Below are 21,793 nucleotides of genomic sequence, written 5' to 3' on the forward strand. Positions count from 1 at the left end.
TTTTTATTGAATTAATATTATATTTCTTTATGTAGTTTTTGTATTGATATCACTGATTTAATGGGAATATAATTTAATGTCATAATAGTAGCAAATGCTCCATTTAAAGTTGTATCGTAATGTACTTTGTGTTGCAATGCATTTTGAAAAATAATTTTTGCATCTTCAATAGTTTGATTTGTAGAAGTAGTGTTAACAATATAGACATATTCTCCATTTTTTAAGTGATCTTTAATATTTGGTCTTTTTTCATTAATTTTATTTACAATTCTTGAATGTATTCCTGATTTTTTTAATATTTTTGCAGTTCCTATAGTAGCATCAATTTTAAAACCATGATTTTTTAATTTAATTGCTAAATTAATTATATTATTTTTATCAGTGTTTTGTACAGATAATAGTACTTTTCCTGAACTTTTTATACTAGTTTGAGCTCCTAGCATAGCTTTAGCGAAAGCTTCTGCAAAATTTTTACCTATTCCCATTACTTCTCCAGTAGAGCGCATTTCTGGACCCAATATAGGATTTGCTCCTGGAAATTTATTAAAAGGTAATACTACTTCTTTTACGGAATAATATTTAGGTATGATTTCTTTTATATAGTTTTGATCAACTAATGTTTTACCACACATTACTTTTACAGCTACTTTAGCTAATGGTATACCAGTGGCTTTAGATAAGAATGGAATAGTTCTAGATGCTCTAGGATTTACTTCAATGATATATATTTCATCATTTTTTATAGCAAACTGTACATTCATTAATCCATTAATTTTTAATTCAATTGCTAATTGTTCAACTTGTATTCTAATTTTGTTTTGTATTATTTGATTAATTGTATATGGTGGAAGTGAACATGCAGAATCTCCAGAATGTATGCCAGCTTGTTCTACATGTTCCATAATTCCTCCTATGAGTATATTTTTTCCATCAAAAATAGCATCTACATCTACTTCTACAGCATTAGTAAGATATTGGTCTAGTAATATTGGTAATTTTGGATTATTTGAGTTGTTGTAGAAATTTGTGAAATATTCAATTAATTGAGTTTCATTAAAAATAATTTGCATATCTCTACCTCCTAATACATATGATGGTCTGAGCATTATAGGATATCCTATATTTTTGGCTAGTAACATTGCATCTTTTATATTAGAAACAGTTCCGTTTTTTGGTTGTAATAAATTTAATTTATTTACTATTTTTTGAAAATAATTTCTATTTTCAGCTATATCAATATTCTTAGGATCAGTACCAATAATAGGTATTCCTATTTTTTTAAGTGCAGTTGCTAATTTTAACGGGGTTTGTCCACCATATTGAATTATTATACCTTTTGGTTGTTCAATTCTTATAATTTCTAATACATGTTCTAGAGTAATTGGTTCAAAATATAAACGATTAGATATGTCGTAATCAGTAGAAACTGTTTCAGGATTGCAATTAATCATAATAGCTTGATAACCATCTTCTTGTAATGCTTGTGCAGCATGTACACAACAGTAATCAAATTCAATCCCCTGTCCTATTCTATTAGGTCCACTTCCTAATATTATAATTTTATTATTATTTTCATCAGGTTGAGATTCACATTCTTCTTCCCAAGTTGAATACATATATGCAGTATTACTACAAAATTCAGCTGAACATGTATCAATTCTTTTATATACAGGATGAATATTGAGTTTATAACGTAAATTTCTAATGTTTTTTTCTGTAGTATTAGTTAATTTTGCGATACGTGAGTCTGAAAATCCTTTTTGTTTAATGTGATATAAAAATTTAAAATCAATTTTTTCAAATCCAGTTGTTTCTATTTTTTTTTCGTATTTGATTAAATCCCATATTTGTATTAAAAACCATTTATCTATATGAGTTAAAAGGTAAACATCATGTATTGACATACCTATTCTAAAAGCATCTGCAATATACCATATACGTTCAGATCCAGGAATTTCTAATTCATATTTAATTTTTTTTATGGTATTTTCATTATTTAGATCATTAATTTTTGATTCAAATCCGCTAGATCCAATTTCTAATCCACATATAGCTTTTTGGATGGATTCTTGAAAAGATCGACCAATAGCCATAACTTCTCCTACTGATTTCATTTGTGTTGTTAATCGATCATTAGATTCTGGAAATTTTTCAAAGTTAAATCTAGGAATTTTAGTTACTATATAGTCTATAGATGGTTCAAAAGCTGCAGGCATATATGTATTAGTAATATCATTTTTTAATTCATCTAAGAAATATCCTACAGCTAATTTAGCTGAAATTTTAGCAATAGGAAAACCAGTAGCTTTTGATGCTAAAGCAGATGAACGAGATACTCTAGGATTCATTTCTATAACAATCATTTTCCCATTTTTAGGATTAATTGCAAATTGTACATTAGATCCACCAGATTCTACTCCTATTTCTTTTAATATATTGATTGAAGCGTTACGCATAATTTGATATTCTTTATCTGTTAGAGTTTGTGCTGGAGCAATTGTAATAGAGTCTCCTGTATGTATTCCCATAGGATCTAAATTTTCAATGGAACATACAATTATACAATTGTTATTACTATCTCTTATAACTTCCATTTCATATTCCTTCCATCCTATTAATGATTCATCAATAAGTAATTCATTTATAGGAGATAGTTCTAATCCCATTTTACATATTTTTGAAAATTCTTCTTTATTATAAGCAATTCCTCCTCCAGATCCTCCCATAGTAAAAGATGGTCTAATAATACAAGGAAATCCTACTTGTTTAGATATTTCTATTGCTTCTTTTATATTATGAGCAATACCACATTTTGCTGTTTGTAAATTAATTTTTTTCATACAATTTTCGAATAGACTACGATTTTCTGCTTTATTAATTGCCGAAATTGTAGTTCCGATTATTTGTACTTGGTATTTAGATAATATATTTTTTTGTTCTAGTTTTAAAGTACAATTTAAAGCTGTTTGTCCACCCATGGTTGGAAGTAAAGCATCTGGTTTTTCTTTTTCAATAATTTTACTTACAGTATACCAGTTAATAGGCTCAATATATGTTGCATCAGCCATATTAGGATCAGTCATAATTGTTGCTGGATTTGAATTAACTAATATAACTCGATAATTTTCTTCTTTTAATGCTTTGCATGCTTGTGTACCAGAATAATCAAATTCACAGGCTTGTCCAATTATAATAGGACCTGCTCCTAAAATTAAAATAGATTTAATATCAGTTCTTTTCGGCATTTTTTATATTCTCGATAATAATAAATTTAGATAAATTATTAAATTTTTTGCATAGAATAGATAAATTTATCAAATAATGATGATGCATCATGTGGTCCAGGACTAGCTTCAGGATGTCCTTGAAATCCAAATATTGGTTTATTCTTCCAATTTAAACCTTGTATAGTATGATCAAACAAAGAAATATGAGAAATTTTTAATTGTGCAGGAAGATTATTAGAATCTACTGTAAAACCATGATTTTGAGTGGTAATCATAACTTGTTTGGTATGAACATCCTGAACAGGATGATTACTTCCGTGATGACCAAATTTCATTTTTATAATTTTAGCTCCACTAGCTAAAGCTAACAATTGATGACCAAGACAAATTCCAAACATTGGAATATTAGTATGTAAGAATTGTTTTATAGATTGAATAACATAATTACAAGGTCTAGGATCTCCTGGTCCATTAGAAAAAAAAATTCCATCTGGAATTAATTTTAATATAGTATTTGGAGGAGTTTTTGCAGGTACAACAGTTAATTTACAATTGTAACTAATTAACGTGTTTAATATATTTTTTTTTATTCCAAAATCATATACTACTACATGTAAACATTTTTTTTTGGTATTTATAGATTGATTTATTAGTATATTTTTATTAATATAATGATTTTTATAATTTAAGTTGTAAATTTTTTTTGTACTTACTATTTTAGCTAAATCAACTTGTTTTAATCCATAAAATTTTTTTGCTTTAGTATATGCATAATCATAATTATTTTTATTGTACTGTTTTGTTAGAATACATCCATTTTGTGATCCAGTTTTACGGAGTATATGAGTTAATTTTCTAGTATCAATATTAGAAATAGCTATTATTTTATTTTTTTTTAGGTAATTTTGTAAGCTTTGTTTGCTTCGATGATGACTAGAAATTAGTGAAAGATTACGAATAATTATTCCTTTAATATACGTTTGATTAGATTCTTGATCTTCATAATTAATTCCAACATTTCCAATATTTGGAAAAGTAAATGTTATAATTTGCTCGGTGTATGATGGATCTGTTAAAATTTCTTGATATCCGGTTATAGAAGTATTAAATACAACTTCTCCTACTGTATATCCTTCTATTCCTATTGAATTTCCTTGAAAAACATGACCATCTTCTAATACTAATATACCTGATTTTTCCAAAGTATCTCCAATAAATAATTATAATTAATGATATTTTTGTATTTTTATTATTTTTAATTAATATTAAGATATTAAATCTTAGGTAATAAAAATATAATAATCAATTAAAATAAATAGTTTATGTTAAATATTAATAATAACATATGATTTCATAAAATAAATATAATGAAATAGGATGTCTTGATAATTAACAATGAAACTATTATATTTTTTTTTCTAATACATTTTGCATATTGAATAGTCCTGCATTATTATTTAAATGTAACCACATTGCAGATTGAATGGCTCCATTAGCAAAAATTGTTCTATCTTGAGCTTTATGAGTGATTTCTAGTTGTTCTCCTTGATGTGAATATATAATTGTATGTTCTCCAGGAAGATCACCCATTCTTAATGATAAAATTTCTATTTTTTTTTCTTTTTGAATTTCATTATAATCATTTTTTTTTAATTTTTGATTATTTTCTGAAAGGTTATTATTAATTATTTTTTTAATAGTAATGGAAGTACCAGAAGGAATGTCAATTTTTTTATTGTGATGTGATTCTATGATAGCAATTTCTGAATTATTTCCTATAATTTTAGTAGTGTTTTCAATTAATTTATATAATACATTCATTCCAATACTAAAATTATAAGAAAATACAATTCCTATTTTTTTTGATGCTTTTTTTATAATATTTTCTTCTTGTTTATTATATCCGGTAGTTCCAATTACAATTTTTTTTTTGTGTTCTATACAATATTGAATATATTCTGATATATATTTTGGGTGACTAAAATCAATTAGTATATCGAAATCAGCATTACTTTCTTTTAAATAATTTTTAATTGGAATGTCAACATCAATTAATTGTGGATTTTTTTCGGAATTATTTATGTATTGATTATGACTAATAGCGGTAGTTAATTTTAATTGTTTATTTTTTTTTATTTCTTGAATGAGAATTTTTCCCATTCTACCTAAAGCACCTGAAATTGCAATTTTTAGAGGTTGTATGATCATAATTATGTCCTATTAATATTACATCTTTTTAATAAATATCGTATATATATTTAAAATATTTGTATTAATTTTAAATAAATTAATTATATATTTTTAATATAATAAATAATTTATATTGAATTTTTCATTGTTTTTCTATAAAAATAAATTTTTTACTATAGTTTAATAAGATTATTAATTTTATTTAATATTATATATTTTAATTTAAAATTATACTTTTATTTATTATGTTATTAGTTTGGTTTTACATTTTATATGTTAATTAAAATAAATTAGCATTATATAAAATATATATGCATATATATATATATTTTATGAATCATGAAGTATACTTATATATAGAATAAAAAATGATATTTATCTATTTTAATAATTTTTAAATATTATTGTAAGAAAGTGAATTTTATATTTTTTAGTTTAATTTATAGTATGGTTAATTCATTATTATTAAATATAGTTATATATTATTATTTCTAATAGTATGGTGTACTTTATTAATAATGATTAGGAATAATCCTGTTATTATACTAACATCAGATAAATTAAATATAAATATATGCCATTGATAGATATGTAAATCTATAAAATCTATTACAAATCCATAATATATTCTATCAATGAAATTACCAATTCCTCCTGTAAAAATTAATAAATAACTATAATTATTATTTTTTTTAAATTGTATCCATACTATATAATTGATAATTATAGTTAATATATTAATAATGTAATATTGTATAGAGATGTAGTAATCATGATTTAAAAAACCAAACATAATTCCAGTATTATGAATATATAGAATATTTAATATTGGTATAATATATTTATATTCATATAAATGAAAATTATGAATAATCCAATATTTAGTATATATATCTAATATTAATATATTAAAAAATAGTAATATTTTATTTATATTATTAACAATAAAATCGTGTTTCACCTATTCCTTCTGTATTTGATTGACATCTTATACAAATTTTTGTGTTTGTCAATTTTGATGATATCAGATTTGTAACATAATGCCAACATCGGTTGCATTTTTCTCCTTTTATACGTTCAATATGTATTTTTAATTCTGGAATACTATTATTTGATAATATTTTTTCAGGTGCTAAATCATATTTTTTTAATATTGCTTGAGAAGTCAGAAATATAAATTTTAATTCATTTCCTAAAGTAGATAATATATTAAATAAGTTGGATTTAACGTATAGGGTAACAGAAGCTTCTAATGAATTTTTAATTATTTTTTTATTTCTTTTTGATTCTATTTCTTTATTAATTTCATTTTTAATTTTAATTAATATATTCCAGTGATAATTGGAAAGAATTTCTTTATCAGATAATTGAAATAATTTTGTGTACCACTGTTGAAAAAAAATTGTATTCTTATTTCCTGGTATATATTCCCAAATTTCTTCAGCAGTAAATGATAAAATAGGTGCAATCCAACGAGTTAGAGCATGTATTATATGCCAAAATGTAGTTTGACAACTACGGTGAGCTAAACTATTTTTTTTTGTGGTATATTTACGATCTTTAATAATATCAAAATAAAATGCACTCATATCTATTGTACAAAAATGCATAATTTTTTGTAGTAATGAATGAAAGTTATAATTGTTGTATAATTTTATTATTTCTATTTGAGTAGAATAAGTTTTATCAATTGCCCATTTATCTAAAATAATCATATTTTCAGGAGTAATAAGATCGTTTTTTGGATCGAATTCATGTAAATTTGATAAAAGAAAGCGTGCTGTATTACGAATTTTTCGATAATTTTCTATTGATTGTTGTAAGATTTCATCTGATATAGATATATCTTTTGTATAGTCTGTTGAGGAAACCCATAAACGTAATACATCTGCTCCTAACGTATTAATTATATTATTTGGACTAAGAGAATTTCCTATAGATTTTGACATTTTTTTTCCTAATCCATCTACTGCAAATCCATGTGTTAATACTGAAGAATAAGGAGCTTGATTTTTAATTGCTGTGCTAATAATTAAAGAAGACATAAACCAACCCCTATGTTGATCCGATCCTTCTACATAAATATTTGCTTTATCTTTATTTTTAAAATATGGTTTATTTATGATAAAATTTTGGCTAGATCCTGAATCAAACCATACATCTAGTATATCTTTTGATTTTTGATATTCTTTATCTGAATCACCTAACAGTTCTTTTTTATTTAATTTCCACCATGCTTCTATTCCGTGTACTTCAATTAATTTTGCTATTTTTTCCATGAATTCGGTTGTATTTGGATGTATTTTACCTGTTTGTTTGTGTGTAAATATAGTAATTGGAACACCCCATTTTCTTTGTCTAGATATACACCAGTCAGGTCTATTTATTAACATTGATTGAATTCGATTTAATCCCCAATCTGGAATCCATTTTACTTTTTTTACAATTTTTAATGCTTTTGATTGTAATTCTTTTTGAGACATACTAATAAACCATTGTGGAGTAGTTCTAAAAATAATCGGTGTTTTATGTCTCCAACAATGTGGATAACTATGTATAATGTTTTCTACTGATAATAATATATTATTTTCTTTTAGAATTTCTAAAATTAATGATTCAGAATTTTTGATGTTGTTTCCGCTTAATTGAGGAAGTACATTATTAACATATATCCCTTTAGAATTAACTAAATTAATTGGTTGAATTCCATATGGTTTAGCAGCTATAAAATCATCTATTCCATGATCAGGAGCAGTATGAACGGAGCCTGTTCCCAGATCTTTCGAAACATGATCAGATAATATTACAGGTATCTGTAAATTTAATAAAGGATGTTGAACTTTTATAAATTCAAGATCTTTACCTAAAATATTTCCAATAATCTTCCATTGTTTGATGTTTATTTGTTTCATAATTTTATTGCTAAGATTATCTAATACAATTAACACTTCTGTTGGGGTTTCAATCAATTGATATTGATATTTAGCATGTACAGAAATAGCTTGACTGGATGGTAATGTCCATGTAGTTGTAGTCCAGATTAAAAAGTATATATTTTTTTTTATTTTATTTTTGTTTAATTGATTATAAATTAAATTTTTATCATTAATTTTTAGTTTAAATAATATAGAAGTAGATTTTTTTTCATTATATTCTACTTCAGCATCAGCTAAAGATGATTCACAATTTAAACACCAATGAACAGGTTTGAATCCTTGATATATATTCCCATTATTAATAATTTTTGCAAGTGTACGCACAATATCAGCTTCAGATGAATAGTCCATTGTAAGATATGGATTTTCCCAATCTCCTAATATTCCTAATCTAATAAAGTCTTTTTTTTGATTTTCTACTTGATCATTAGCATATATTCTGCATAATGTACGAAATTCTTTGTCTGATATATGATCAGTTTGTTTTTTTTTTATAATTTTTTCTACTTGTTGTTCAATTGGTAAACCATGACAGTCCCAACAAGGGATATAAGGAGCATCAAATCCAGATAGATTTTTTGATTTTAAAATGATATCCTTTAATATTTTATTTATGGCATGTCCTATATGAATATTTCCATTTGCATATGGAGGACCATCATGAAGAAAAAATACTGGTTTACCTTTTTGTTGATTCCTAATATTTATGTATATATTGTTTTTTTTCCATTTTTGAAGTATTTGGATTTCTTTTTTTGGTAAATTTCCTTTCATAGAAAATTTGGTTTTTGGTAAATTTAGAGTAGTTTTATAATCATTCATAGATAATTATATTCCTATTATTTTAAAAATTTTATTTTTTAAATTGCATGAATTTTTATAATTTTAAATTTAATTTTATTATACAAAGTATATAACTCATTTATTTTTTATAATAATATTATTCGTATTTTGTATATTATATGCTTAATTTAATTTTATATATGAAATCAAGATATTATATACATTATTTTAAATTTAATATGTTTATTTAAATTGTTATTTTAATTGAGAAAATAGTATCTGATTTTTTTTATTTCATTAATGAAAAATAATAAACATATAATATAAATTAAGTGATTTATATTTATTTTTATATGTAATATATGTATTGTTATTAATTTTAAGTTTTTATTAAAGTTTTTTTTATCAATTTATATATTTTTTTGAATTTTGCTTAATTGTAAACGTTGGTATTAAAGTAATAATATATTTATTATGAATATTTTTTTTAGTTATTTTTTTTTTTTTTTTTTTTTGTAATAAATGTTTTATCGTATGAATGTTAATTAAAATTAATATAAAAATCATTTCATATTGTTTTAGCATTATTTTAATTTTGTAAATACATTTTAAGATATAAGAAGTAAAATAAATATTTTTTTTATTAAAATTATAGTTTTGATTTTGTATATATAAAATATTGTAAACTAAACTAATGAAATATTAATCATGATTATTAATTTTTAATATACATGTAATAATTGATATGTTGTATTAAATTAATCAGGTGTATTTATAAGTATTGTATCTGATTTTGTATATATTATATAAATTTTTTAAAAAAATATTTATATTTAATAATTACTAAATTATAAAATATTAATAAATAATTTAGGTTAGAAGTACGTTATATGTTATATGATTATTAATCATATTATATAATTAATAAAATTAATAGGAATAAAAAATGGCTAATATTAAATCTTCTAAAAAAGATACAATCTTAACTAAAAAGAGAAATGCACATAATATCAGTAGACGTTCAATGATTCGAAATTTAATAAAAAAAGTATATTTAGCTATTGATTCTGGTCATAAAGAAAAAGCAGAACTAGCTTTTAAAAAAATGCAACCTATTCTCGATAGACAAGCTAGTAAAGGTTTAATACATAAAAATAAATCTTCTAGACATAAATCTAATTTATTTTTGAAAATCAAACAATTATCTTAAATTAATATATTAATATATTAACGTAGTAATAGTATTATTGAAATATTATAAATAATTATTTTAAATAAAATATATATAAATCGTAAATTAAATTTATTTGAGTATTAGTTTTATATAAAAAGTATTGCATCCAATTTTTTTTTTTTTTTTTTTTTTGGAGCAATACTTTTAACATTATATTAATATTATCTTCTAAGATCATCAAAAAATCTTTTTACTCCATCGAAAAATCTTTTAGATCGAGGACTGTTTTTTTCTCCTTTGAAACCACCAAAACTTTCTCCTAATTCATATAATAGCGTTTTTTGTTTTTCATTTAAGTGAACTGGAGTTTCTACAAGAATACGACATAATAAATCTCCTTTTTTTCCATTTCGTACAGATAATACTCCTTTCCCTCGTATTCTAAATGATTTCCCTGATTGTGTACCAGCAGGTATTTTTAGATTTATTCTTCCATCTAGAGTTGGTACTTCAATTTCTCCTCCTAAAGCAGCTATAGAAAAATTTATAGGAACTTCACAATGTAAATTATTGTCTTCTCTTGCAAATATTGGGTGTTTTTTTACAGTAATTTGTACGTATAAATCTCCTGCTGGAGCTCCTTGTTCTCCTGCTTCTCCTTCTTTATTTAATTTTATTCGATCATTTGTATTAATTCCTGCTGGAATTTTTATGGATAAGTTTTTAGGCTTTTCAATTCTACCATGTCCATGACATTTACTGCATGGATATTGAATAATTGTAGCTTTTCCATAACATGTAGTACAAGTTTGTTGTACTGTAAAAAAACCCTTTCTAATTTGTATTTGACCTGATCCATGGCAAGTAGGACAATTTGTTCGTTTTGTACCTGGAGTTGCACCACTTCCATAACAAATATTACATTTTTGTAATATAGGTATACAAATTTCTTTTATAATTCCTCTTACAGCTTCTTCTAATGACAATTCTAAATTGTATTTTAGGTCAGATCCTTTAGCTGCTTGTTTTTGTCTGTTTCCTCCAAATATATCTCCAAAAACATCTCCAAAAATATCGCTAAAATCTGTTGTACTATTGAATGATCCGTGAAAATTAGAATTGTTATTATTTTGTTGAAAGGCATTATGACCATATTGATCATAAGCAGTACGTTTTTGTGGATCTATTAATATTTCATAAGCTTCTTTAATCTCTTTAAATTTAATTTCAGCATTTTTATCACCTTGGTTTCGGTCAGGATGATATCTCATTGCTAAACGTTTATATGCTTTTTTAATTTCCCGTTCTTCTGCTAATTTTTGAATCCCTAAAACTTCGTAGTAATCTTTTTTTTCCATTTCTTACTTTTCCTGATGATTAATATACGTTCACGGGAGTGAAATTATTTTTTCACTCCCGTGATGGTGATTGACAGTTATGTTTTACTGTTTTGTTCAATCAGAGAAATCTATTATTTTTTAGGGTCTTTTACTTCTTCAAATTCAGCATCTACAACATTTTCTTCTGGTTTTGAAGATGATGATTGTTCATTATTGATATTACTGTTTTGATTAGTTTTTTTAATAGATTCCATTAATTTTGAAGAAATTTTTAATACATTTTGTATATTTTTTTCAATTTCAGTTTTTTCTTCACCTTTAATAGAGTGATCTAATTTATCTATAGCTTCTTGAATTTCATTTTTATCTTGTGTATTTAATGTGTTTCCGTGTTCTATTAGTTGTTTTTTCGTATTATGAGAAATTTGATCTCCTTGATTTCTTATTTGAATAAGTTCCTCAAATTTTTTATCTGATTCTGCATTTATTTCTGCATCAGAGACCATTTTTTTAATTTCATGTTCATTTAAACCAGAAGATGCTTTAATAGTAATTTTTTGTTCTTTTCCAGTATTTTTGTCTTTAGCTGATACATGTAAAATACCATCTGCATCAATGTCAAAAGTTACTTCAATTTGAGCCATTCCTCTTGGTGCAGGTTGAATTCCATCTAAATTGAATTGTCCTAGAGATTTATTGTCGCTAGATCTTTTTCTTTCTCCTTGTAGTACATGTATTGTTACTGCAGATTGATTATCTTCTGCAGTTGAAAAAATTTGACTATGTTTAGTTGGGATAGTAGTATTTTTATTAATTAAAGTGGTCATAATACCACCCATTGTTTCAATTCCTAGAGATAGTGGTGTCACATCTAATAATAAAACATCCTTTACATCTCCGGATAATACACCTGCTTGAACAGCTGCACCAACAGCTACTGCTTCATCAGGATTTACATCTTTTCTTGGTTCTTTTCCAAAGAATGATGCAACTTTTTTTTGTACTAATGGCATACGAGTTTGACCACCAACTAATATAATATCGTTAATATCAGATATAGATAAATTAGCATCTTTTAAGGCTGTTTTTAACGGTTCAATAGAACGATTAACGAGATCTTCTACTAATGATTCTAATTTTGAACGTGTTACTTTTATGTTAAAATGTTTAGGTCCTGAAGAATCAGCGGTAATATATGGTAAATTAACATCAGTTTGTTTCGTAGATGATAATTCAATTTTTGCTTTTTCTGCAGATTCTTTAAGTCTTTGCATAGCTAATGGATCGTTTCGAAGATCCATACCTTGTTCTTTTTTAAATTCTTGAACTAAATAATTAATTAAACGGCTGTCAAAATCTTCTCCTCCCAAATGAGTATCACCATTAGTAGAAAGTACTTCAAATGTTTTCTCTTTATCAACTTCATCTATTTCAATAATAGAGATATCAAAAGTACCTCCACCTAAGTCATATACTGCAATGGTTCTATTACCTTCACCTTTATCTAATCCATAAGCTAAAGCTGCAGCTGTTGGTTCATTAATTATTCTTTTTATTTCCATTCCAGCAATTCTTCCTGCATCTTTTGTTGCTTGTCTTTGTGCATCGTTGAAATATGCAGGAACAGTAATTACAGCTTCAGTAATTGTTTCTCCAAGATAATCTTCTGCAGTTTTTTTCATTTTCTTTAAAACTTCTGCAGATATTTGAGGAGGAGCTATTTTTTTATTTTTAACATTAATCCATGCATCTCCATTATCTGATTGAACAATTTCGTATGGCATGATTTTAATATCACGTTGTACTTCTTCGTCTTGAAATCTTCTTCCTATAAGTCTTTTGATCGCAAATAAAGTGTTTTTAGGATTAGTAATTGCTTGCCTTTTTGCAGGTTGTCCTACTAATATTTCTCCTTCTTTAGTATATGCAATAATTGAAGGAGTTGTACGATCACCTTCTGCATTTTCCAATACTCGTGCTTTGTTGCCGTCCATAATGGCGACACAAGAGTTGGTTGTGCCCAAGTCTATACCAATAATTTTACCCATTAAAGTTTCTCCTGTTGAATATTTTGATAATTTGGGTTATTCAACTGTTATGCAGCCATTTTTTTTTTGGCTTTTAACGAGCTAAACAAATTTGTATAAATTTTAGTTTAAAAAATTCAGTGAATAACCATTAGATGGGGTCTTTTTATCATGCATCAAGGGTTAATTAAAAAAAAATACAATTTACTTAATTTTTTTATTTGAGAATGAACATTTTTATATAATTTTTGAATGCTTTAAAAATAAAGAGATTAATTATTTTCATAAAGATTTTTGTTGCATATGTTATAATTTTATTACTTTATTTGTTTATATCTTTAAATGAATTCAAATATTTGAAAAAATATATAATATTTTATAAATTAACAATTAGGAATATTGTACTAATGTATATTAATTCTATGTATTCTTATTTACCTTTCTTTATTTTTTTTATATCAATATTTATTATTTGTTTTTTAATGTTATTATGTGGATTAGTATTAGGTGATAGATCTTATTCCAGATATAAAAATACTGTTTTTGAATCAGGTATAGTGCCATTCGGAGATACTAATATTCGTTTTTCTATAAAATTTTATTTAGTTGCTATTTTTTTTGTAATATTCGATACAGAGTCGGTATTTTTATATATATGGGTCTCTACAATTAATGAAACACAATGGATAGGTCTATTTGAAATATTTATATTTATTTTTGAGTTACTTGTAGGTTTAATTTATTTAATTAGTTTAGGTGGTCTTGATTGGAAGAATGTCATGAAGAAAAAATTATTAAAAATTTAATAGATATAGTAGTTTTAAAAAATTATATAATTTTAGTCCGGATATATATATGAAATATACATTGAAAAATATACGTAAAGATACTATGAAACATAATAAAACAGAAAAAGAAAAGAATAAAAATACTAATTTTTTAAAGAGTATATTAAATAACAATATTTATTTCGGTAAGATTGGAGAATCAATTAATAAATTAGTAAATTGGGGTAGAAAAAATTCTTTATGGCCATATAACTTTGGATTATCTTGCTGTTATGTAGAAATGGTAACTTCATTTACTTCTATTCATGATGTCAGTAGGTTTGGTTCAGAAGTATTACGAGCTTCTCCAAGACAAGCTGATTTTATGGTTATAGCAGGAACACCTTTTATAAAAATGGCACCAGTAATTAAAAGATTATATGATCAAATGTTAGATCCGAAATGGGTTATTTCTATGGGTTCTTGCGCTAATTCTGGAGGTATGTATGATATTTATTCTGTAGTACAGGGTGTAGATAAAATATTACCAGTTGATATTTATATTCCTGGTTGTCCACCTCGTCCGGAAGCATATATTGAAGCTTTAATGCAATTACAAAAAAATATTTCTAAAGAAAAAAGACCTTTATCATGGATTATAGGTGATTCCAAGGTAGATATGATACAACAAAAAAAAGATTTTAGACTAAATAAATCAAATCATCAAATTATTTCTATGATTACTAACGTTGATTCTACTATTGAGTCAAAATAGAATTATTAAAGTTCAAAACAATATTAAATGAATTATGATGTTCATGATCATTTTAAGATAATATTAATGGATGTATAAGAAGTTAAGATATATAATTTATGAAAAGTGAAACATATAAAAAAACCGATGTTTTATTAAAAGATATCAAATATTATTCAGATAATAGAATTGTTATTGATTTATTATCTTATTTTAAAAATAGTGAATTTTATATTCAATCTACAAAAATAGGATGTCCTGTTATTTGGATACAACGAAACGATTTATTAGAAATAATAAATTTTTTACAGAATGTACCTAATCCTTATAATATGTTATTTGATTTGCATGGAATAGATGAACGAGTGCGAATTAATCATAATAGTTTTCCTAAATCTCATTTTACTATTTTTTATTATTTAACCTCTATTCAGAGAAATACTGATCTTGTTTTAAAGATTTCGTTGTTAGAAAATGATTTAAATGTTCCAACTTTAATTCATTTATTTCCGAATGCCAATTGGTATGAGAGAGAAGTATGGGATATGTTTGGAGTTGTATTTATTGGGCATCCTCATTTATCTCGTTTAATTATGCCTAATAATTGGAAAGGTCATCCTTTAAGAAAAGATTATCCTGCTAGAGCTACGGATTCAACTATTTTTACTTTAACTAAAGAAATCGAAGACGAAGCAATGTCGGAATTAATTTTTAAACCAGAAGATTGGGGTATGAAAAAAAAAAATAACGACACTGATTTTATGTTTTTAAATTTAGGTCCAAATCATCCCTCTGCTCATGGAGCTTTTAGGATTGTATTACAATTAGATGGAGAAGAAATTATAGATTGTGTACCAGATATTGGTTATCATCATCGCGGAGCTGAAAAAATGGCAGAACGTCAATCTTGGCATACCTATATTCCATATACTGATCGTATTGAGTATTTAGGGGGTTGTGTCAATGAAATGCCATATTTATTAGCTGTAGAAAAATTAGCAAACATAATTGTCCCTGATCGAGCAAAAGTAATTCGAATATTATTATCTGAATTATTTCGGATAAACAGTCATTTATTATATATAGCTACTTTTATTCAAGATGTTGGATTGATGACTCCTGTTTTTTTAGCTTTTACCGATCGACAAAAAATATACGATTTAGTGGAAGCTATTACTGGAGCTAGAATGCATCCTGCTTGGTTTAGAATTGGAGGTGTAGCAGATGATTTACCAGAAAATTGGCATATATTATTAGAAGATTTTTTAAATTGGATGCCAAAAAGATTAGATTTTTATGTCAATTCTGGACTAAAAAATAGTATTTTAATTTCTCGTTCTCAAGGAATAGCTGAATATAATAAAAAAGAAGCTTTAGAGTGGGGTGTTACAGGAGCTGGTTTACGAGCAACAGGAGTTGATTTTGATGTTAGGAAGAATCGTCCGTATTCTGGTTATGAAAATTTTTCTTTTGAGATACCTATTGGAAATGGTATTAGTGATGCTTATTCTAGAGTGATGATTAAGGTAGAAGAAATTAGACAGAGCTTACATATTTTAAAACAGTGTTTAAAGTATATGCCTTTGGGCTTGTATAAATCTGATCATCCATTAACAACTCCTCCTTTAAAATCTAAAGTATTACAAGATATTGAAACTATGATCACGCATTTTTTACAAGTATCTTGGGGACCAGTAATTCCTCCTAATGAAAGTTTTCAAATGATTGAAGCTACTAAAGGAATTAATAGTTATTATTTAATTAGTGATGGTAATACTAATAGTTATAGGACTAGAGTACGTACTCCTAGTTTTCCTCATTTACAACAAATACCTTCTGTGATTAGAGGAAGTTTAGTATCAGATTTGATTGTATATTTAGGTAGTATTGATTTTGTAATGTCAGATGTGGATCGATAATATTATGTGTATAAATGTAAATAAAACAAGATTAATAAATATAAATTTTAAACTTAGTAAGATAGAAATAAAAGCAATTGAAGAACAAAAGATGCATTATCAGGATTCTCGTGCTGTATCTATTGAAGCTTTGAAAATCGTTCAAAAGATTAGAGGTTGGGTTTCAGATGATTCTATTTATGCTATTTCTGAAATATTAAATATTCCAGCACATGATGTAGAAGAAGTAGCTACATTTTATAGCAATATTTATCGGAAACCAGTTGGACGTCATATAATTAAATATTGCGATAGTATGGTTTGTTATATTACTGGTTATATGGAAATTAAATTAATGTTAGAAACATTATTAGCAATAGAACCTGGGAAAACAACGATTGATAATAGGTTTACTTTGTTGCCAACTTGTTGTTTAGGTTGCTGTGATCAATCTCCAGTTATGATGATTGACGATGACACTTACTTTAATCTTAAAAAAGAACAAATTCCTTATTTATTGGAAAAATATAAATGAGTATTATAGAAAAAACACAAGAAACACATCCATTAACATGGTGGGTAAATAATAGAAAACAAACTGTTTGGATACATGATTATATTAGTAAAAATGGTTACAAAGCATTATCGATGGCTTTAAAGAATACCACAGAAAGTGGTATTATCGATATAGTAAAACAATCAGGTTTAAAAGGTAGAGGAGGGGCTGGTTTTTTAACTGGGATAAAATGGTCGTTAGTATCTGATAACAATAAAATATATCCACATTATTTATTATGCAATGCTGATGAAATGGAACCTGGTACATATAAAGACCGTTTATTAATGGAACAAATTCCTCATCAATTAATTGAAGGTATGTTAATAGCAGCGTTTGCTATTAAATCTTCTTGTGGATATATTTTTTTAAGAGGAGAGTATATTAAAGCAGAATATATTTTAAATAGAGCAATATCTGAAGCTAAGGAATTAGGGTATTTAGGAAAAAATATTTTGGGAAGTAATTTTAGTTTTAATGTATTTTTACATACTGGTGCTGGTAGATATATTTGTGGGGAAGAAACAGCATTAATTAATTCCTTAGAAGGTCGTAGAGCTAATCCTAGATTCAAACCACCTTTTCCAGCTAGTGTAGGATTATGGGGAAAGCCTACTTGTGTAAATAATGTCGAAACGTTATCTAATATACCGGCAATAATATTACATGGAGTAGATTGGTACAAGAGTTTATCTAAAAGTAAAGATACTGGTACTAAAATGATGGGTTTTTCCGGTAGAGTAAATCATCCTGGAGTGTGGGAATTACCTTTTGGTACTTCTGCACGAGAAATATTAGAAAAATATGCTGGTGGTATGAAAAATAATTTTTCTCTTAAGGCATGGTTACCAGGAGGTGCTGGAACAGATTTTTTAACTATAGAACATTTAGATGTACCTATGGATTTTTCAAATTTAATGTCGGTAGGTAGTCGATTAGGAACTGGATTGGCAATGGCAGTAGATCATAATATTAATATGGTTTCTTTAGTAAGAAATTTAGAAGAATTTTTTGCACGAGAATCGTGTGGATGGTGTACACCTTGTCGTGATGGTTTGCCTTGGATCGTAAAAATTTTGTGTGCTATAGAGAAAGGTATAGGAAAAAAAGAAGATATGCAACATTTAGAAGAATTATGTGATCATTTGGGACCAGGTAAAACATTTTGTGCACATGCTCCTGGTGCTGTTTCTCCTTTAAGAAGTGCTATAAAATATTTTCGTTCTGATTTTGAAAATAGAATTAAATAATATATAGTCTGATTAATGGTATAAAAAATAAATTTTATGTTCTATTTTATTATTTTAAAATATTATATTTAATAATTGATTGTTGAAATATACCAAAAATCATTTAATAAATATTTATATATAAATATTTTACGTTAGCTTATATTTTGGATTATTAAATTATGATAATTATCATAGATGGTGAAAAATATAATATAAAAAAAGATGTACATAATTTAGATAATTTATTAAGTGTTTTTTTATCTTTAGGTTTTGATGTTCCATATTTTTGTTGGCATCCTGCTTTGGGTAGTGTGGGATCCTGTCGTCAATGTGCTGTAAAATTATATCATGATATTCATGATACAAAAGGAAGATTAGTAATGTCTTGTATGACTGCAGTACAAGATGGATTAATTGTATCTATACATGATAAAGAATCTATATTTTTCAGAAAGAGTATTATAGAACTATTAATGATCAATCATCCTCATGATTGTCCTATATGTGAGGAAGGAGGTAGTTGTCATCTTCAAGATATGACTGTGATTAGTGGTCATACAAATAGAAGATATAGGTTTGTAAAACGAACTCATTTAAATCAAAATATAGGGCCTTTTATGGCTCATAACATGAATCGTTGTATTAGTTGCTATCGTTGTGTACGTTACTATAAAGATTATGCTGATGGTACAGATTTTGGTGTTTATGGAATAAGTTCAAATTTATATTTTGGTCGCATGAAATCTGGAAATTTAGAGAATCAATTTTCTGGTAATTTGATTGAAATTTGTCCAACAGGTGTATTTACTGATAAAACTCATTTTGGTAATTATACAAGAAAATGGGATTTGCAATATGCTCCAAGTATATGTCAACATTGTAGTATAGGTTGTAATATTAGTGCGGGTGAACGTTATGGAACTATTAGAAAAATAGAGAACAGATATAATAAAAAAATTAATCATTATTTTTTATGTGATAGAGGTAGATTTAGTTATGGACATTCAAATATTAAAGATAGACCTAATTCAATACGATTAAAAAAAAAAATAATTAATATACAATCAGATATTTCTAAAAATATAGTTTTAAAACATGTTAGTGATATGATTAATCAGTCAGATAAAGTAATAGGTATTGGTTCTGTTAGAGCTAGTATTGAAAGCAATTATGCATTACAAAACTTAGTAGGAGTAAAAAACTTTTCTAATGGTATGATAGAAATAGAAAATCAGTGTATTCAACTGATGTTAAGTATTTTAAAAAATGGTGGAATATATACACCTAGTTTAGCAGAAATAGAAGATTACGATTGTATTATAGTTTTTGGAGAAGATCTCACTCAAACATCTCCTCGTGCAGCATTAGCTATTCGTCAGGCAATAAAACAGTATGCAGTTAAGTTATCTATATCTAAAGGTATTGATAAATGGAATAGATTAGGAATTTTAAATGTTGAAAATAATATAAAATATCCATTAGTTATTACTAATATTGATTGTACTGAATTAGATAATGTTTCTGTATATCGTTATATAGCACCGGTTGTAAATCAAGCTCGACTGGGTTTTGCGATAGCTCATGAATTAGATTGTTACTCACCAGTAGTTGATCAATTAGATCATAATTTAATTAAATTAGTTAAAAACATTACGAACTTATTATTAAATTCTAAAAAACCATTAATTATATCTGGATCTCATTCAGGAAATGTATCTCTAATTCAAGCGTCTTTTAATATAGCTAAATCGTTAAAAAAAAGAGGATTAGAAGTTGGTTTAGCTTTATTTCCTTCTAGTGTAAATAGTTTTGGAGTAGGCTTGTTAAGTAATTTATCAATTAATCAATTATTAAATTCATTAGTAAAAGACCAAAAAAATACTATTATTATATTAGAGCACGATTTATATCGTACTTTATTACGTTATCAAGTGGATTTGATTTTAAAATATTCTAATTGTATTATTATTGATCATCAAAATACAAAAATTTTTCAAAAAGGACATATTAGTCTTCCATCTTCTAATTTATTTGAAAGTTCTGGGACTGTAATTAATTATGAATTACGTCCTCAACGGTTTTTTCAAGTGTATGATCCAACTTTTGGTAAATCGAACAAAATCGTATTTGAAAGTTGGAAATGGTTAAATTGGTTAAAAGATAAAATACATTATAATATAAAACAATGGTTAACGTTAGATGATATAATCAATAGTTGTATTAAAGATTTTCCTATTTTTAAAAATATAAAAAAAATAGTTCCAAATGCTTTATTCCGAATAAATGGACAAAAAATAGCTCGTTCTCCACATCGTTATAGTGGTAGAACTGCACTTTACATGGATACAAATATACATGAACCTAGACAACCAAAAGATGATAATTCTATGTTTTCTTTTTCGATGGAAGGAAATAATCAATTGCAGAGTTCATTCGGATATATTCCTTTTACATGGTCTCCTGGTTGGAATTCTATACAATCATCTTATAAAATAAATAATTTACAGTATAAAAATGATAAATATTCTACTTTAAATCTTCGTTTATGGGATAATAATATAAGCAATTTAGATTTTTTTAATTATGTTCCTGATTTATTTATTTATAGTAATAAGTGGATAGTAGTACCTTATTATTTTATTTTTGGAAGTGATGAATTATCTCAATATTCAACAGTCATAAAAAATTATAATTCAGTATTTCCTATAGTTATAAATCGTAAAGATGCTTTAAAATTTAATTTTAATTCGGGAGATAAAATATATTTTAATATATTGAATCAACAGTTTATATTTTTTATTCAATATTCAGAATTATTAGAATCAGGTCAAATAGGAATTCCAATAGGTACTCCAGGTATACCATTAGATCTTTTAGGCCAAGAAATAACTGAATTAAAAAAAGGATAA

Annotated in this window: 15 protein-coding genes; 7 read left to right on the top strand and 8 right to left on the bottom strand. The window is 25.6% G+C overall.

Annotated elements, in window-relative coordinates:
* Positions 1-17: 17 nt before the first annotated feature.
* From carB to ileS, 6 genes are all read right to left on the bottom strand, one after another.
* Positions 18-3,245 (bottom strand): carbamoyl-phosphate synthase large subunit, encoded by a 3,228-nt coding sequence (carB, locus tag AB4W75_RS00665; RefSeq protein WP_367679542.1) that lies wholly within the window; start codon positions 3,243-3,245, stop codon positions 18-20.
* The gene (locus AB4W75_RS00670) at positions 3,229-3,333 is read right to left on the bottom strand and encodes a hypothetical protein (protein ID WP_367679543.1); all 105 of its coding nucleotides are present in this window, start codon (positions 3,331-3,333) and stop codon (positions 3,229-3,231) included. The genes carB and AB4W75_RS00670 overlap by 17 nt, the downstream gene beginning before the upstream one ends.
* Entirely contained in the window at positions 3,284-4,429 is a 1,146-nt protein-coding gene (gene carA / locus AB4W75_RS00675) for a glutamine-hydrolyzing carbamoyl-phosphate synthase small subunit (RefSeq protein ID WP_367679544.1), read from the bottom strand. The genes AB4W75_RS00670 and carA overlap by 50 nt, the downstream gene beginning before the upstream one ends.
* Before the next feature lie 202 nt (positions 4,430-4,631).
* A complete protein-coding gene (gene dapB, locus AB4W75_RS00680) occupies positions 4,632-5,435 on the bottom strand; it encodes a 4-hydroxy-tetrahydrodipicolinate reductase (RefSeq protein ID WP_367679545.1) in 804 nt (267 codons plus the stop codon).
* A 457-nt stretch (positions 5,436-5,892) separates the two neighbouring features.
* Positions 5,893-6,378 carry a signal peptidase II gene (lspA, locus tag AB4W75_RS00685; protein WP_367679546.1) on the bottom strand — a complete coding sequence of 162 codons (486 nt, stop codon included), beginning with the start codon at positions 6,376-6,378 and terminating at the stop codon, positions 5,893-5,895.
* Positions 6,356-9,175 carry an isoleucine--tRNA ligase gene (gene ileS, locus AB4W75_RS00690; RefSeq protein WP_367679547.1) on the bottom strand — a complete coding sequence of 940 codons (2,820 nt, stop codon included), beginning with the start codon at positions 9,173-9,175 and terminating at the stop codon, positions 6,356-6,358. Before ileS ends, lspA begins: the two co-directional genes overlap by 23 nt.
* Positions 9,176-10,082: 907 nt before the next feature.
* Between ileS and rpsT the strand changes: the two genes are divergently transcribed.
* Positions 10,083-10,346 carry a 30S ribosomal protein S20 gene (rpsT, locus tag AB4W75_RS00695; RefSeq protein ID WP_367679548.1) on the top strand — a complete coding sequence of 88 codons (264 nt, stop codon included), beginning with the start codon at positions 10,083-10,085 and terminating at the stop codon, positions 10,344-10,346.
* A 185-nt stretch (positions 10,347-10,531) separates the two neighbouring features.
* Here rpsT and dnaJ read toward each other — a convergent pair whose 3' ends face one another.
* Together dnaJ and dnaK are read right to left on the bottom strand one after the other, a co-directional pair.
* A complete protein-coding gene (dnaJ, locus tag AB4W75_RS00700) occupies positions 10,532-11,668 on the bottom strand; it encodes a molecular chaperone DnaJ (protein WP_367679549.1) in 1,137 nt (378 codons plus the stop codon).
* Between the two features lie 113 nt (positions 11,669-11,781).
* Positions 11,782-13,698 carry a molecular chaperone DnaK gene (dnaK, locus tag AB4W75_RS00705; RefSeq protein ID WP_367679550.1) on the bottom strand — a complete coding sequence of 639 codons (1,917 nt, stop codon included), beginning with the start codon at positions 13,696-13,698 and terminating at the stop codon, positions 11,782-11,784.
* A 386-nt stretch (positions 13,699-14,084) separates the two neighbouring features.
* Between dnaK and ndhC the strand changes: the two genes are divergently transcribed.
* From ndhC to nuoG, 6 genes are all read left to right on the top strand, one after another.
* The gene (gene ndhC, locus AB4W75_RS00710) at positions 14,085-14,483 is read left to right on the top strand and encodes an NADH-quinone oxidoreductase subunit A (RefSeq protein WP_367679551.1); all 399 of its coding nucleotides are present in this window, start codon (positions 14,085-14,087) and stop codon (positions 14,481-14,483) included.
* A gap of 85 nt (positions 14,484-14,568) precedes the next feature.
* On the top strand, positions 14,569-15,219 hold the full coding sequence (locus AB4W75_RS00715) for an NADH-quinone oxidoreductase subunit B (protein WP_367679663.1): 651 nt from the start codon (positions 14,569-14,571) through the stop codon (positions 15,217-15,219).
* Positions 15,220-15,317: 98 nt separating this feature from the next.
* Complete coding sequence (gene nuoC, locus AB4W75_RS00720; RefSeq protein WP_367679552.1) at positions 15,318-17,117, top strand: NADH-quinone oxidoreductase subunit C/D; 1,800 nt, start codon at positions 15,318-15,320, stop codon at positions 17,115-17,117.
* 4 nt (positions 17,118-17,121) lie between these two features.
* Entirely contained in the window at positions 17,122-17,631 is a 510-nt protein-coding gene (gene nuoE, locus AB4W75_RS00725; RefSeq protein WP_367679553.1) for an NADH-quinone oxidoreductase subunit NuoE, read from the top strand.
* Entirely contained in the window at positions 17,628-18,902 is a 1,275-nt protein-coding gene (gene nuoF / locus AB4W75_RS00730; protein WP_367679554.1) for an NADH-quinone oxidoreductase subunit NuoF, read from the top strand. Before nuoE ends, nuoF begins: the two co-directional genes overlap by 4 nt.
* A gap of 158 nt (positions 18,903-19,060) precedes the next feature.
* On the top strand, positions 19,061-21,793 hold the full coding sequence (gene nuoG, locus AB4W75_RS00735) for an NADH-quinone oxidoreductase subunit NuoG (protein ID WP_367679664.1): 2,733 nt from the start codon (positions 19,061-19,063) through the stop codon (positions 21,791-21,793).

The organism is Buchnera aphidicola (Eriosoma lanigerum) (assembly GCF_964059125.1).
Lineage (GTDB): Bacteria > Pseudomonadota > Gammaproteobacteria > Enterobacterales > Enterobacteriaceae > Buchnera_D > Buchnera_D aphidicola_C.

What these genes read in the sequence shown, in the direction of transcription:
- carB (WP_367679542.1), bottom strand. Translation starts at nt 3,245, where the DNA reads ATGCCGAAAAGAACTGATATTAAATCTATTTTAATTTTAGGAGCAGGT.
- AB4W75_RS00670 (WP_367679543.1), bottom strand. Translation starts at nt 3,333, where the DNA reads ATGCATCATCATTATTTGATAAATTTATCTATTCTATGCAAAAAATTT.
- dapB (WP_367679545.1), bottom strand. Translation starts at nt 5,435, where the DNA reads ATGATCATACAACCTCTAAAAATTGCAATTTCAGGTGCTTTAGGTAGA.
- ileS (WP_367679547.1), bottom strand. Translation starts at nt 9,175, where the DNA reads ATGAATGATTATAAAACTACTCTAAATTTACCAAAAACCAAATTTTCT.
- rpsT (WP_367679548.1), top strand. Translation starts at nt 10,083, where the DNA reads ATGGCTAATATTAAATCTTCTAAAAAAGATACAATCTTAACTAAAAAG.
- dnaJ (WP_367679549.1), bottom strand. Translation starts at nt 11,668, where the DNA reads ATGGAAAAAAAAGATTACTACGAAGTTTTAGGGATTCAAAAATTAGCA.
- dnaK (WP_367679550.1), bottom strand. Translation starts at nt 13,698, where the DNA reads ATGGGTAAAATTATTGGTATAGACTTGGGCACAACCAACTCTTGTGTC.
- ndhC (WP_367679551.1), top strand. Translation starts at nt 14,085, where the DNA reads ATGTATATTAATTCTATGTATTCTTATTTACCTTTCTTTATTTTTTTT.
- AB4W75_RS00715 (WP_367679663.1), top strand. Translation starts at nt 14,569, where the DNA reads ATGAAACATAATAAAACAGAAAAAGAAAAGAATAAAAATACTAATTTT.
- nuoC (WP_367679552.1), top strand. Translation starts at nt 15,318, where the DNA reads ATGAAAAGTGAAACATATAAAAAAACCGATGTTTTATTAAAAGATATC.
- nuoE (WP_367679553.1), top strand. Translation starts at nt 17,122, where the DNA reads ATGTGTATAAATGTAAATAAAACAAGATTAATAAATATAAATTTTAAA.
- nuoF (WP_367679554.1), top strand. Translation starts at nt 17,628, where the DNA reads ATGAGTATTATAGAAAAAACACAAGAAACACATCCATTAACATGGTGG.